We start from the raw sequence: 12,525 nt of genomic DNA, 5'->3' as shown, positions 1-12,525 counted from the left end.
GACCAGAGCAACTAACGTAAGCAGAACGCAGCGATTGAGCCTAGAGTCAGTGCCCCGCGGCGCATGATTCATGCCGTGCGCCAGCGAAAGGTGCGCCACTGCCATGACTGTCGACGCCGTCGATCGACAGATACTCGCCATCCTCCGCCGCAACGGCCGAGCATCGGTGAGCGAGATAGCTCGTGCCGTCAGCCTGTCCCCGGCACCGGTCTCGCGGCGGATCGACCGCCTCGAGAAGACCGGCGTCATCCGCGGATACGCGGCACTTATCGACGATCACGATTCGGGCACGCTCGAAGCCTTTACAGAGATCCGCCTCGCCGGCGGCACCGAGACCGGCGAACTTGGCGACATCGTCAAGGACATCCCCGAGGTGCGGGAGTTCTTCACCATCGCCGGAGACCCGGATGCGCTGGTTCACCTCCGTGTCGACGACGTCGACCACCTTCAGCGCGTCGTCAACGCCCTGCGGCGCACCGGGAAACTCACCGGCACCAAGACCCTCATCGTCATGCACACCTGGCAGCGAGACCCGGACCGCTGACGGGGCTCCGCCCCAGCCCGACGAGTCGTGGGGGTCGTTCTAGGCCGAGATCCCCTCCAGGAAGATCCGAATCTGCGCCTGCGCGACGTCGTCCCAGTCCGCGATGGCGCTGAGCGATTGCGCCATGAGAGCCCCGAAGACGATGACGTCTTGGGGCGTGATACCGGGTCGGATCGTGCGGTCGTGCACCCCCTTGCTCAGTAGGTCGGCCACCGTCTGCTCAATGCGGATCGCGAGGACGGTCGACTCGGCGCCCGCGGTTGCCGGGGAGCCGTGCCAGGGCAGGAAGAGCTGCGAGCGGGTCTCGACGGTGCGTTTGAGGAACAGCTCGACCGACTCCCGTCCGGTGACTTCTCGATGCGCTACCGAGCCGAGGGTCTCCAGGACGATGCCGTAGGCGCGCGCCTGCAGTGCGTCGAACAGCGACTCCCTGTTGGGGAAGCGCCGGTACAGGGTCCCCACCCCGACGCCGGCGTCGGCGGCGATGCGGGCCAGTGGCACCTGCTGCCCGTCTCGCTCGATCGCGATGATTGCTGCGGCGAGGAGGCGTTCCCGGTTCTCCTCGGCGTCGCTGCGCAGGGTCTGCTTCGTGGTGACTGTCATCTGAGATCGCTCCATTTCGGATTTGCACCCTGCTGCCGAGCGGTGCGGATCATCGCGGTCGGGTCGATCGTCGAGCGGATCGACGCGATCCGATGGAAGGCGCCGGAGGTCAGTGCGGTCCCGGTTGCGCGCTGCCCCTCGCTGAAGGGCGGGGCGGGCGGCCGGTTTCTGCCGGGCCGGCCACGGTCCACAGGTGGTGCAGGGACGCGTTTAGTCTCTCCCGCTGGGCGGGTTCGCCGGCGGCGCCGACTGCGTGCAGGAGGAACGGGCCAGGTGTACTTGTCATGGCCCCGGGCAGCGCCGGATCGGAGTTCTCGACATGCCGAATTTCTACCATCAGCAGCTCGGAGCCGTCGTCGAGAGCGGCCCGCAGGATGTCGGGGGCGAGGCGGGCCGCGTCGGGACCGAGCCAGCGCCCGCCGCCGAGCGCGGCGGTCCCGGGCGGTGGATCCAGGTGGATCATCGCCAGCCGATCGGCGTCGGAGGGGCCCCAGGTGGTGACGGCCGGCGGCGGAGCCGATTCGAGGGAGGTCATCAGCGCCGCCGCCTCCTCCTCTCCGCGGGTGGAGGCAAGGGCGAGGTGCACCACCCACCTGCCCTGGAGCTCCGGCGGGAAGAGCGGGATCGGGGGTGCGTGCAGCACCGAGATTGTCGAGCTCAGCGCCGGCCCGACGTCGGGCAAGGCCCGCGCCCAGGCTGTGACGACGGCGTCGATTTGCTCGGCGTCCCAGAGCAGGTACCCCGACCAGAGCGCCGAGACGGGTACGAGGTCGAACTCCAGACCCGTCGCGATCCCGACGCCGTCGCCGCCGCGGAACGCCCACAGTGCGTCGCGATCTGACTCGTCGTCGGCGTCGTCGGCGGCGCGACGCTGATTGCCCGCGGAGTCGACGAAGTCCACCGCCGTCAGGTGGCCGGACGCCAACCCGTGCGGGCGAACGAGCCAGCCGACACCCCCGCCGAACGTGTACCCCGCGGCGCCCACGCTCGACGACGTGCCGCCTCGGCCGAGCAGCCCGTGCTCCGCGGCTGCCGAGTTGATCGCGGACCAGACCGCTCCCGCACCGACCCGGGCGGTGCGCGCGACAGGATCGATGGCGACGTCCGAGAGCGCAGACAAGTCGACAAGGAGTGTCCCGGGCCCGATGTCTCCCGCGGCGCCGTGCCCTGTGGCCTGCGGAGCGACCTGCCAGCCGCGCTCTCGCGCGACGCGGACCGCGTCGGCCACGTCCTGCGCCGAACGCGCAACGACCACCGCCGACGGCTCCTGCCGCGCACTCGGGTTGTGCGGGGTGCTCGAGCGCAGGTACTGCTCCGAACCGGGTAGGTGCAACTCCGTCATGTCCTGCTCCCTCTGGCCAGATCGGCGAATCAGCTGTACCTTGAGTCTAAGCGGACGAAATCGTCCGCTTATACACTCGAGAGGTTACAGATCATGTTCATCGGAATCCTCGGTACCGGCCAGGTCGCGCAGACCCTTGCGCGTGCGCTGTCGGACGCCGGCCACCAGATCAGCCTAGGATCGCGCGATCCGCAGTCCAAGACCTTCGAGTTCCCCGTGCTCCCGCTCGCGGAGGCGGTCGCGACGGCCGACGTCGTCATCAACGCCACCCTCGGCTCGGGCTCGCTCGAGACCCTGACGAGCATCGGCGCCGACGCGTTCGCCGGCAAGATCGTGCTGGATGTCGCGAACGCCAACACCCCCGCGTTCGACCTGCTCTACCCGAACTCCAGCCTGGGCGAGCAACTGCAGGCCGCCCTGCCCGGCGCGAAGATCGTCAAGACGATGAACACGGCCTCGATGGCCGTGATCACCGATCCCTCGGCTCTCGGGCCCAGCAGCGTCTTCGTCTCGGGCGAGGACGCCGGCGCGAAGGCGATAGCCACCTCGATCCTGACCGACCTGGGGTGGCCGGCAGACTCCGTCGTCGACCTCGGCGACATCCGCTCGGCCCGCGGCGTGGAGCACTACTTCCTGTTGTTCGCGGCGCTCATGCAGGCCAAGCGGTCACCCATGTTCAACATCCAGGTGACCCAGTAGCCATGAGCGTGTTCGACGACGTGGTGAGCAAGGAGTTCCGCCTGAACAATGGGCGGGTCGGCTCGGCCGGCTTCGGGTCCAGCCTCGTGCTGATCCACAGCACCGACGCGCGGACCGGTGAGAGCCGCGTGAGCCCCGCCATGTCGATCGAGGACGACGGCGGCTGGCTGGTGATCGCCTCGGCCGCGGGGGCACCGAAGAACCCGGGCTGGTACTTCAACCTTTCCCAGCACCGGCGCCTGCCGATCTTCCGGTTCGAACACCGCGAGGCTTCCCCCGCTCTGTGACACCACGCCCGGCCCGAGTCCCCCCGTTTCACACGTTCCCTCATCGCGCCCCGAAACACCTACAAGGAGCCATGATGACCACCGCTTTCGATCCCATCACCATCGGCGAGCACGTCCTCGCCAACCGCATCGTGATGTCGCCGATGACGCGCAGCTGCGCGTACGGCCCGGACGCCTCCCGACCGAGCTGATGGCGACCTACTACGCCCAGCGGGCGTCGGCCGGCCTGATCATCACCGAGGGCATCCTGTCCCTCGTCCACGACCTCAACAGGCGATCGCGGTGGCTTCGTGGGGATCCGCGAAGTTGCTCGGCCACGCCGCCGACCTGCATCGCGAGCGAAACGCCGTTGGCGACCTTGGCCAGTGGCGCGCCGGTGCCGGTGCGGGTGTCGACGATGCGCTAATCGGGCAGCGGGACGAAGCCGCCCGGCTCCGGCGTGCCGGTCCCGGACGCCTTGGTCTTAACAGGGAGACCTCACGGCGGGCTCGCTCTCGAAGCCAGGGCAGGCGGCAGCCGCTCCCGCACCGAACGAAAGTGCCCCTTCAGCAAGGCGCGGATGGATTAGAACACGTGAACCAGAGAAGACCTAAGGAGCCTCGGCCCTATCGGCCAGAGATTACCAACATGTCAGGACTAACAGGGCTGAACCGGATAATTTCGGACACAGCAACGCCCCCGCGAGTCGACCCCTCAATTCCAACCATGGATCCGCCGTGAGGTTAGATGAGGACCTTGTCCCGGCTTCTGCCGAAACGAAAGTTCCTCACATGACACGCAGAACCGGCGTCGCGCAGCACGCCGCACGGCCGGCCCGGTTCGGCCGGGACGACGCGATCGCGGTGGCCGTCGCCGTGATCGCTTCCCTCGTGGGATGGCTCCGGCTCAGCGATGTGACGCGGGCGACCGTGTGGGCCGAGGACGGCCAGGTCTTCCTCAAAGGCGCCTTCTACGCCCCGCCCTTCGACACCCTCCTCCGCCCGTACGACGGGTACCTGCACCTCGTCCCGCGGTTCATCGTCGAGCTCGTGACCATGGTGGTGCCGCCCGGCGGGTACGCGCTCGCGCTGACCGCGATCTCGTGCGCCGTCGCCGGGGGTGTCGCCGCGCTCGTCTACGTGTGCTCGAGCGCGGTCACCGACTCCGTGGCGCTGCGCCTCGCCTTCGCGTCGGTGACCGTCCTGGTCCCGTCCCTGCCCCACGAGGTGCTGGGCAACGTAGCGAACCTGCACTGGTTCTTCCTGTGGCTGACGCCGTGGTTGCTGATCTACCGGCCGCGCAGCCGGGCGGGTTCGTACCTGCTCGCCGCGGTCGCGCTGGTGGGCGCCCTGACCGAGATTGAGATGCTCTTCTTTGTCCCGCTGATGGGCTGGCGTGTGCGTGACCGGCGCGGGTGGCCGGTGCGGATCGCGCTGCTCGCCGGGCTCGCCGCCCAGGCCGTCGCCCTGCACGTCTCGACGCGCTCGCCAGCCGCCGGGGGCGCGCTGAGTGTCGACAGCGCCGTCAAGGGCTACCTCGTCAATGCTGTCATGACCCTCTGGGTCGGCTCGGGGTCGGCGATCAGCTCCGTGATCGCGTCGTTCGGCTGGGGCCTTCCGCTGCTCGTGGCGCTGCTCTCCCTCGCGGTCCTCGTCGTCGTGCTGATCCGGGGCACCGGCGCGCAGCGGATCGCCGCGGTCGCCTTCGCCGCCGGGTCTCTCATCATCTGGACCGTGGCCTACGAGGTGAACCGCCCGCCGCTCGGGAGCGTCGACGCCGCAGCCCCCGGGGTGATCGAGTTCACCATCCTGCGCTACGCGCCGGTGCCGTCGATGCTCCTGCTCGCCGGCCTGCTGCTGGGGTTGACCACGGTCGCATGGCGCCGCCGGCTGCCGCGCGTGATCGTCGCGGTGCTCGCGGTCCCGCTCGTGGTCGTGATGATCCTCAACCTGGCGCCGGGCGAGACGGTCCGCTCGGGCGGACCTGTGTGGGCCCGGGAGATCGCCACGGGACGCACCGCGTGCCTGGCGGACCCCGGCCTCGGCAATGAGATCCTCGCCATTGCGCCAGGTAAGCCTTGGGGGGCCGTGATTCCCTGCGACCTGCTGTCCCCCTCGACCACTCATCCATGACCAATGGAATTGCTGACATGAACCCCGACACCCTCGTCATCTAGTCGAGATGGACGCGGACGGTTCGCACCCCGCGAGCGCCCTGCCTGCCCTCCTCGCCGCGCGCGGCTAGAAGGTGAACCAAGCCCACGATTCGCACTACTCGGGGATATGCGCCCCACTGACTCAGGGTTGAGGTCTGGGGGTCCTGGCTGGTCCGGGCGGGGGACACACAGCGCCACGTCGACCGGGACGTAACCGGGCACCCTGGTCTTGACGTCGCATTGTGGCTGCACAGGACCGATGCACAGGCCCTCCACGACTCGCTCGATGCCGCGTGGTCCCCGATCCGACCGCACGTTCGGGCGGACATGCGTTTTCGCCGACCTTGACGGCCACGCCATCACGATCCACGACAGGTCATGAGTTGTCTCACGAGTCGGAAGATCGGGAACACGATCCGACGTTGAAGGGGGATGACGACGGCGGCTAGCTCGCCCGGCGCGGGGGCGCGTCGGCCTCTGACGGCGAGCTCGCGGTCGGGGCCATCTGCGGTGGCGCGATGACCTGCTCGACGGAATGGACGGGTCGGTTCGGGGCGACCGCAGGCCGGTAGACGACCAGCGAGTGGTACGCGAACCGGGCGACGAACGCCAAGCCGAGGGTGACAGCAGTGACGGGCACAGGGTGCCATCCCAACCCTGACACCAGCCCTGCGACGATCGATAGCCGCACGAGCGTCTCGCTGTTGTTGAAGGCGAAGGACCGCGCGAACCGGTTCCGACGTGACACAGCACTACCGGTGAGGTCGCGGAAGACGAACCGCTCCCCGAGGGCGAAGTTCAGCCCGATCGTCAGCTCCGCAGCCAGGGCCGATGCGAGCAGGTAGTGCAGGCCGGCCTGGACACCCAGGGCGACAAGGGCGACGTTCAGCAGGGCACCCAGAGCCCCGATAAGCGCGAACCCGGACATGCGCCCGAACCGCAGCCGGACCAACTGCACCAGAAAGTCCACGCCCTGGCGCAGGTTCGCCTTGGACTGCCCCGCGAGCCGGGCACCGAAGATGAACGGCTCCTCCTCGATGTGCAGGCCTCGACGCTGCCGGGCGATGATCTCCAGCAGGATCTTGAACCCCGAGGGCATCAGCCCGTCCAGGTCGACGGTGGAGCGGCGCACGACGAAGAACCCGGTCATCGGGTCCGTGCACGTTCGCAGCTTGGAGGGGAACATCGCCCGGGTCACCGCGGTCGACCCAGAGGACACCAGGCGTCGGAACCGGTTGGACAGACCGGCGGCGTCTCCGGCACCGGTGTACCGGGAGGCCACCACCAGATCCGCCCCGGACTCTTGGGCGGTACGCACCAGGACCGGAACCATCGAGGGTGGGTGCTGCAGGTCGCCGTCCATGACGACCACCAGGTCCGTCACGGCTGCGCGCAGGCCTTCGAGGACTGCACCGCCCAGTCCGCCGGTGGGGCGCTCGCGGTGCAGGCAGCGCACGCTTAGCGGGCTCATGGTGGCCACGCGCGCAACGGCGGCGGGGGTGCCGTCGGTCGAGTCGTCGACGAACAGCACCTCCACCTCACCGTCGGGGAACGCTTGCGCCAAGCCGGCCACGAGGGCGGGGACGTTGCCTTCCTCGTTGAACGTGGGGACGACGATTGTGGCTGCCGGGGACACCGGCGGCCGCGGGTCACGCTCGAGCATCAGGTTCTCCAGTCAGTCGACGGACGTCAGCGGCCGGGCCAGGGGCGCCCAGATGAGCCAGTCGCCGACGACCTCACCGCGCAGCATCCGGGGGACCTTGGCGACCGGGTTGTAGAAGTGCCCGTTGTTCTGGTCGTCGCCCAGGTGCTGCAGTACCCCGGCGGGGGTTCCGGAGGAGAAGGACAGGAAGATCACCCCCAAGTACTTGTCGTCGATGGCGGCTCTTGTACGCAGCCTCACCCTCGAGCCCGTAGTAGCTGAAGGAGTACGTGTCCGCCCACAGTTCGGGCCGGACGACATCGCGCAGAGAATACCGCGCCGATGAGGACTGCTCCCCCAGCACGACGCTGTCGGGATTGGCAGCCACCGCCTGCTTGAGGGGCAAATCGAACGTGTGCCCGGGCAGGAACGAGCGCTCGAGGTAGTCATGGAACCGCTGGGCCAGGCCATGGCCTTCGGGTCGCCGCCAGGGTGCCGCGGAAGCCCTGGCAGCCCGCGGTGCGCTCGGTGCACCGACCACGGCGCCGCCCGACCGCGCCCTCACCGTCCCCAGACCAGCACCCGCGGCACCGCACCCAACGCGGCGATGTGCTGCCACCACCCGGTGAACAGGTCCTCCGCCCGGCGCGTCGGGATCAACACCGCCGACGCCCACCGCGAGTACCCCCGCTGGGCCGTCCGTAGCGAAACGCCAGCGTCTCGCGCGGCCCGTGCCAGGGCACCCGTCTTCGATGTGCGGTCAGGCTGCGACCAGCCGATCGAGCGGGTGCATCGGCGATGCTGAGCCCCGCCGGGCGGCGGACCGCGAGCACCGAGGCTTCTTGCGCATGACTGTTGATACCACCCTGGCCTGGGCACCCGCCGTCGGCCCGGCAACCCGCCAACAGCAAAAGGCTCCGACCAGCGTTTCCGCCGGTCAGAGCCTCTATCTGTACTGCAACACAAGGTGTCGGGAACCGGACTTGGCCGTCTAGGACACGCCACGTCGAATGGAGACTGGCGTCCTGACCTGCGAGAACGCAAGTTGCACCCCACACCTCGCGGTCACGACTGACGTCTGTTGAGGCCATGCGGGACGGGTGCCCGAGCGCGCATCCGTCGCGCCGCGCTACGTTCACGCCGATGAACGCCGATCGAGGGCACAGCACCCCGGCGCCCGCCGGTGGCTTCGAGGAGATCGTCGCGCAACTGCTTGCGGGAGTGCCGCGCCAGGGTCGCACCCTGGTCGCGATCGACGGCGTCAGGGCGAGCGGCAAGAGCACCTTCGCTGCGCAACGGGCGCATCGCATCGACACGCGGCCGCTGATCCGTCTTGCACGTGACGACTTCTTCAACCCCGCGGCGATTCGCCACGCCCGGGCCGACAGTCCGCGGAGGGCTTCTGGCTCGACGCGTACAACTCTCCGGGCCAGTGGCGACGGCCTCGATCGACCCGCGTCGTACGACAGAGCGAGCGGCGAGACGGTCGAGCCGGAACAGGTCCAAGCAAGCCCAGATGCGCGTGTGCTGGTCGAGGGCACGTTCCTGCACCGCGACCAACTCGCGCCCCTCTGGGACTACTCGATCTTCCTCGACGTGCCGTTCCAGGAGACCGCCTGGCGCATGGCACAACGCGACGGTTTGGAACCTGAGAACCTGCTGCTCGACCGGTACACCGGCGGCCAGCGCCTCTACTTCGCGAGCGCGGCGCCGTGGGACCGCGCCTCGCTCGTCATCGACGTCCACCGCCCGAAGATCATCAACGCGAGCGCCGCGAGCCCCGCACCGTGAGCGACTGAGGCCGGAGCCGCCCCGCCGCCAGTGGGTCGCGCAGGCGACTATGGGACAGAGATCAATCCCGGGCCGGCCCTCGGCGCATCGCCGTAGCCAAGCGGCTGACCGGCTCCCCCCATCTTCCGGACGTAGTCGAACTCAGTGGTGCTCCCCGCGACGTCGAAGCTGTAGGTGAAGACGTCGGCTCGGACCTCGAGGTCGATCTCGAAGCACCGCACCTGCTGGCCACCCGCCCCGTTCGGGACTTTGCTTCGACCGCTCGCGGTCTTAGCGTCCCGTCCTTCGCGAGGTAGGACCGGGCCGGCATGTCGTTGGGGTGCGGCACGATCGCGACATGAACCACGATCTGGTGACTCTGCCTCCCGACTACCCGGCGCTGCTGGCTGACCTGAAAGCCCGAGTCCGGGCCGCCCGGCACCGCGCGCATCGGGCGGTCAACACCGAGATGCTGACGTTGTACTGGCAGCTCGGGGAGGTCATCCGGACTCGGCAGACCGCCGAAGGGTGGGGCGGAAAGGTCATCGACCGGCTTGCTGCGGACCTGCGCGCCGAGTTCCCTGACATGGCCGGGCTCAGCCGAGCGAACCTGTACTCGATGCGCGCCTTCGCGGACGCCTGGCCGGTGAAGGCAATCGTCCAACAACCCGTTGGACGATTGGACTGGGGCCAGATCGTGGACCTGCTCGCCAAGCTGGACGATCCAGCGGCGCGCGACTGGTGTGCGGCGGCGACCGACGCCGGCGGGTGGAACCGCAACGTACGGGGCTCGCCTCCTTTGGCGTCAGGCCAGTCTGTCAAAGCCTGAGGCCGCAGGCGGGGACCGGTGCCTCCTTCCGAGCAAGCTCGGCTTGTACACGCCTCAGAGATGTAGACAGAAAGGCATACAATCGGTATGCTTCTTCGATGGGAGACACAACGATCCGAGTCAGCACAGCCACCAGAGACCGAGTCCGAACGCTCAGCCAAGGCCAGAGCGCCGAAGGAGTCATCGTCGCGGCTCTCGACGAACTGGAACGCCGCCGCCGTGCTGACCTCATGCGCGAGCAATCCCTTGCCGTCAGCCAAGACCCCGACGACCTCGCCGAGATTCAACGCGTCATGGAAGACATGGGGCCAGCGCGTGCGTGGTGATCTGCACGAACTGAAGACCAACCCCGCCGGCACCGGCCACGAACAGCACGGCAAGCGGTACGCCCTGATCGTCCAATCAGACAACCTCATGCTCTCGACCTGGCTGGTGGCACCCACCTCCACCAGCACCAGGCCCACAGACTTCAGGCCCGAGATAACCGTCCTCGGAAGTGCCACCCGCGTCCTGGTCGAGCAGACCGCAGCAGTCGCCCCATCCCGGCTCGGCAAGCTCGTCGGCCGCGCGACCCTGCGCGAGATGCAGGACGTCGAGGCCGCACTGCGCGCCGTGCTTGACCTCTGACCAACCCGCCGGCCGCCCGCCGCCGAAGGGTGGCGGAAAGGTCATCGACAGGCTCGGCCGACAGCGTCGGACCGGCAGCCCGCCAAAAGCAAAAGGTCCCGACCAGCGTTTCCGCCGATCCGAGCCTTGAGTCTGTACTGCTACACAGTGTGTCGGGAACGGGACTTGGCCGTATCGGACATGCCACGTCGAATGGGCTCTGATGCCCTGACCTGCATGTTTGTAATTTCAGGCCGTCGGGCGGCCGGGTCCGCGGTCGGCGCAGTTCCTTGGCCTCACCGATCGTCCCCAATAGGGAGTGAGCCGAGCCCGACGAAGATCGCGCAGGCGCCGATCACGTCGCCGTCGCGTCGGGTGCGCCAAGGTCCACCGGGCGTGCTGACGGCAGGACCTTAGGCCGTCCAGGCCGCCGCGGCGGCCTGGCTACGAATAGGCCGTACAGAGAGTTGTCACCTGATGACCACCGGGTGGCTGCTGTCCGCTCGGGGATTCATCTGAGTCCAGGGAATCCTTGCCAGAGCGTCACCGCGAGCGATCAGCCGCGACACGCCGCGCGAAACACCCGAACCGCACCGGAAGGAATCTCACGCCATGACCGCGACCGCGCCCAAGGCTCCGACTGCACCAGGGGTGCGGTCCTGGTGGGGAGTCCCGTTCGCCACCGCCGAGCGATACCGCCGCCCCGTGGTCGCGGATTTCGATCCGGACCGCCCCTATGACCGCAAGGGCGTCGTCTCTGTCCAGCCCGCCAGCGGCGACTGGCTCGAAGCGGACAGCGGGATGGGCGAGGACTGCCTGAACCTGAACGTGTGGGCTCCCGAGCAGCGGACCGGGAAGGCGCTTCCGGTGGCCGTGTACATCCATGGCGGCGGATTCGAGTACGGCGCGAACACGCAGATCACCTCGAACGCCGCCGGTCTCGCCGCGTCGGGGCGCGTGGTGAGCGTGTCGGTCAACTACCGGCTCGGCGCACTGGGCGCGCTCTCGCTGTCGCAGTACGGCGGGCGGCTCGCCGAGGCCAGCAACCTCGGCCTGCAGGACGTCATCGCCGCGCTTGCCTGGGTCAAGCAGAACATCGCCTCCTTCGGTGGCGACCCCGATGACGTCACCGTCTTCGGCCACAGCGGCGGCGCCTACTCCACCCTCGGGCTGCTCGGGGCCTCCTCCGCGGACGGCCTGTACCGGCGACTGGCCGGGTTCTCCGGCGCGCCCTCGCGTCTTGTCCCGGCCTGGTGGGCCGAGGAGCTCGCGGAACGGTTCGTCACCGAACTCGGAGTCGCGGGCAACCCCGACAAGCTGATCGATCTCGACGCGGCCTCCCTGGTGGCCGCCCTGCGCAAGGTCTGTCCGACGGATCTCGGAGTCCGCGGCGGGAGGGACAACCAGAGCCTCGGCGTCGTCCTAGACACCGAACAGCCCGGCGGGGTGCTGCACGCCCACCCCCTGGAAGTCCTGGCCTCGGGCTCGCACCGGGACATCGACGTACTCCTGAGCACGGCCGGCGACGAGATGGGCTGGTGGGTGGCGAACGACCTCGACCGGTTCGACCCGCACACCGTCGACCGCATCACCGACGAATTCGCGGGGTGGCGCATTCCCCGCTCCCGCGCCAAGAAGATCGTCGACATCTACGACAAGGGCGGCCGCACCCCTGCCGAGGTCCGCGCCTCGCTCCTGACGGACTACATTTTCACGCTCCCCGCAGCCCGCGGCGCTCTGGCCCACGCCGCCGCAGGCGGCAACGCCCATCTCCTCGCGATCGGGCCCGCCGAGGGCGCGCCCGCCGTGCACGGCACCGAGATGTACGCCCTGGTCGGCCAAGAACAGCCGGGCCGCAGCCCCGAACAGGCCAGCCGTGACACGCGTATCCGCGACATCGTGCTCGACTTCGTCACCGGCGAGCAGACCCGCCTGTGGCCCGCCGTCACGCACCGGCCCACCTCGGGGAGCGTCGGCAACCCTCCCTACGAGCCCAGCGCCCACTACCAGGCGGTCCTCGACCTGTTCGAGAACATCGCCCGCCCGTGACCGCCATCGGACGATACGGA

14 protein-coding genes and 1 pseudogene are annotated in these 12,525 nt (G+C 68.8%); 10 read left to right on the top strand and 5 right to left on the bottom strand.

The genetic code is table 11. The features are described from left to right. The first annotated feature begins 70 nt into the window (after positions 1-70). The gene (locus VIM26_RS10250; protein ID WP_331950774.1) at positions 71-544 is read left to right on the top strand and encodes an Lrp/AsnC family transcriptional regulator; all 474 of its coding nucleotides are present in this window, start codon (positions 71-73) and stop codon (positions 542-544) included. A gap of 39 nt (positions 545-583) precedes the next feature. On the opposite strand, the gene VIM26_RS10245 is transcribed toward VIM26_RS10250, so the two are convergent. Beyond that, positions 584-1,147: a TetR/AcrR family transcriptional regulator gene (locus VIM26_RS10245; RefSeq protein ID WP_331950772.1), complete on the bottom strand. Its 564-nt coding sequence runs from the start codon at positions 1,145-1,147 to the stop codon at positions 584-586. A gap of 109 nt (positions 1,148-1,256) precedes the next feature. Continuing rightward, a complete protein-coding gene (locus tag VIM26_RS10240; RefSeq protein WP_331950770.1) occupies positions 1,257-2,489 on the bottom strand; it encodes an FAD-binding oxidoreductase in 1,233 nt (410 codons plus the stop codon). Here VIM26_RS10240 and VIM26_RS10235 point away from each other — a divergent pair. The 4 genes from VIM26_RS10235 to VIM26_RS10220 all read left to right on the top strand — a co-directional run bounded on the left by VIM26_RS10235 (position 2,475) and on the right by VIM26_RS10220 (position 5,586). After that, positions 2,475-3,188: an NADPH-dependent F420 reductase gene (locus VIM26_RS10235; RefSeq protein ID WP_331950768.1), complete on the top strand. Its 714-nt coding sequence runs from the start codon at positions 2,475-2,477 to the stop codon at positions 3,186-3,188. The two genes, VIM26_RS10240 and VIM26_RS10235, sit on opposite strands and share 15 nt — an antisense overlap. A gap of 2 nt (positions 3,189-3,190) precedes the next feature. Further along, complete coding sequence (locus VIM26_RS10230) at positions 3,191-3,475, top strand: nitroreductase/quinone reductase family protein (protein WP_331950766.1); 285 nt, start codon at positions 3,191-3,193, stop codon at positions 3,473-3,475. A gap of 190 nt (positions 3,476-3,665) precedes the next feature. Beyond that, positions 3,666-3,881, top strand: coding sequence for a hypothetical protein (locus VIM26_RS10225; protein WP_331950764.1), 216 nt, complete (start codon positions 3,666-3,668; stop codon positions 3,879-3,881). Between the two features lie 364 nt (positions 3,882-4,245). After that, a complete protein-coding gene (locus VIM26_RS10220; protein ID WP_331950762.1) occupies positions 4,246-5,586 on the top strand; it encodes a hypothetical protein in 1,341 nt (446 codons plus the stop codon). A 468-nt stretch (positions 5,587-6,054) separates the two neighbouring features. On the opposite strand, the gene VIM26_RS10215 is transcribed toward VIM26_RS10220, so the two are convergent. The 3 genes and pseudogenes from VIM26_RS10215 to VIM26_RS10205 form a co-directional block, all read right to left on the bottom strand. Further along, a complete protein-coding gene (locus VIM26_RS10215) occupies positions 6,055-7,272 on the bottom strand; it encodes a glycosyltransferase family 2 protein (protein ID WP_331950760.1) in 1,218 nt (405 codons plus the stop codon). A 12-nt stretch (positions 7,273-7,284) separates the two neighbouring features. Continuing rightward, the gene (locus VIM26_RS10210) at positions 7,285-7,512 is read right to left on the bottom strand and encodes a hypothetical protein (protein WP_331950839.1); all 228 of its coding nucleotides are present in this window, start codon (positions 7,510-7,512) and stop codon (positions 7,285-7,287) included. A 139-nt stretch (positions 7,513-7,651) separates the two neighbouring features. Next, a pseudogene (locus VIM26_RS10205) lies at positions 7,652-7,935 on the bottom strand (IS21 family transposase); the annotation flags it as partial. Positions 7,936-8,394: 459 nt separating this feature from the next. Here VIM26_RS10205 and VIM26_RS10200 point away from each other — a divergent pair. The 5 genes from VIM26_RS10200 (at position 8,395) to VIM26_RS10180 (ending at position 12,505) form a co-directional block, all read left to right on the top strand. Then, positions 8,395-9,042: a uridine kinase gene (locus tag VIM26_RS10200; RefSeq protein ID WP_331950759.1), complete on the top strand. Its 648-nt coding sequence runs from the start codon at positions 8,395-8,397 to the stop codon at positions 9,040-9,042. Between the two features lie 337 nt (positions 9,043-9,379). Beyond that, positions 9,380-9,850: a DUF1016 N-terminal domain-containing protein gene (locus VIM26_RS10195; protein WP_331950757.1), complete on the top strand. Its 471-nt coding sequence runs from the start codon at positions 9,380-9,382 to the stop codon at positions 9,848-9,850. A 98-nt stretch (positions 9,851-9,948) separates the two neighbouring features. Further along, positions 9,949-10,176 carry a hypothetical protein gene (locus VIM26_RS10190; protein WP_331950755.1) on the top strand — a complete coding sequence of 76 codons (228 nt, stop codon included), beginning with the start codon at positions 9,949-9,951 and terminating at the stop codon, positions 10,174-10,176. Beyond that, entirely contained in the window at positions 10,166-10,477 is a 312-nt protein-coding gene (locus VIM26_RS10185; RefSeq protein ID WP_331950753.1) for a type II toxin-antitoxin system PemK/MazF family toxin, read from the top strand. The genes VIM26_RS10190 and VIM26_RS10185 overlap by 11 nt, the downstream gene beginning before the upstream one ends. Before the next feature lie 591 nt (positions 10,478-11,068). Further along, positions 11,069-12,505, top strand: a complete 1,437-nt coding sequence (locus VIM26_RS10180; RefSeq protein ID WP_331950751.1) for a carboxylesterase family protein — start codon at positions 11,069-11,071, stop codon at positions 12,503-12,505. The last annotated feature ends 20 nt before the right edge of the window (positions 12,506-12,525 follow it).

Source organism: Pengzhenrongella sp. (genome assembly GCF_036565025.1).
Classification (GTDB): domain Bacteria; phylum Actinomycetota; class Actinomycetes; order Actinomycetales; family Cellulomonadaceae; genus Pengzhenrongella.
Note: the sequence above shows the minus strand (reverse complement) of the source record. Positions and strands in the feature narration are given on the sequence as shown.

Bases quoted from the DNA above. Each gene is read 5' to 3' on its own strand.
- VIM26_RS10240 (WP_331950770.1), bottom strand. From the start codon at position 2,489: ATGACGGAGTTGCACCTACCCGGTTCGGAGCAGTACCTGCGCTCGAGC.
- VIM26_RS10250 (WP_331950774.1), top strand. From the start codon at position 71: ATGCCGTGCGCCAGCGAAAGGTGCGCCACTGCCATGACTGTCGACGCC.
- VIM26_RS10195 (WP_331950757.1), top strand. From the start codon at position 9,380: ATGAACCACGATCTGGTGACTCTGCCTCCCGACTACCCGGCGCTGCTG.
- VIM26_RS10215 (WP_331950760.1), bottom strand. From the start codon at position 7,272: ATGCTCGAGCGTGACCCGCGGCCGCCGGTGTCCCCGGCAGCCACAATC.
- VIM26_RS10200 (WP_331950759.1), top strand. From the start codon at position 8,395: ATGAACGCCGATCGAGGGCACAGCACCCCGGCGCCCGCCGGTGGCTTC.
- VIM26_RS10190 (WP_331950755.1), top strand. From the start codon at position 9,949: ATGGGAGACACAACGATCCGAGTCAGCACAGCCACCAGAGACCGAGTC.
- VIM26_RS10220 (WP_331950762.1), top strand. From the start codon at position 4,246: ATGACACGCAGAACCGGCGTCGCGCAGCACGCCGCACGGCCGGCCCGG.
- VIM26_RS10230 (WP_331950766.1), top strand. From the start codon at position 3,191: ATGAGCGTGTTCGACGACGTGGTGAGCAAGGAGTTCCGCCTGAACAAT.
- VIM26_RS10180 (WP_331950751.1), top strand. From the start codon at position 11,069: ATGACCGCGACCGCGCCCAAGGCTCCGACTGCACCAGGGGTGCGGTCC.
- VIM26_RS10245 (WP_331950772.1), bottom strand. From the start codon at position 1,147: ATGACAGTCACCACGAAGCAGACCCTGCGCAGCGACGCCGAGGAGAAC.
- VIM26_RS10225 (WP_331950764.1), top strand. From the start codon at position 3,666: ATGGCGACCTACTACGCCCAGCGGGCGTCGGCCGGCCTGATCATCACC.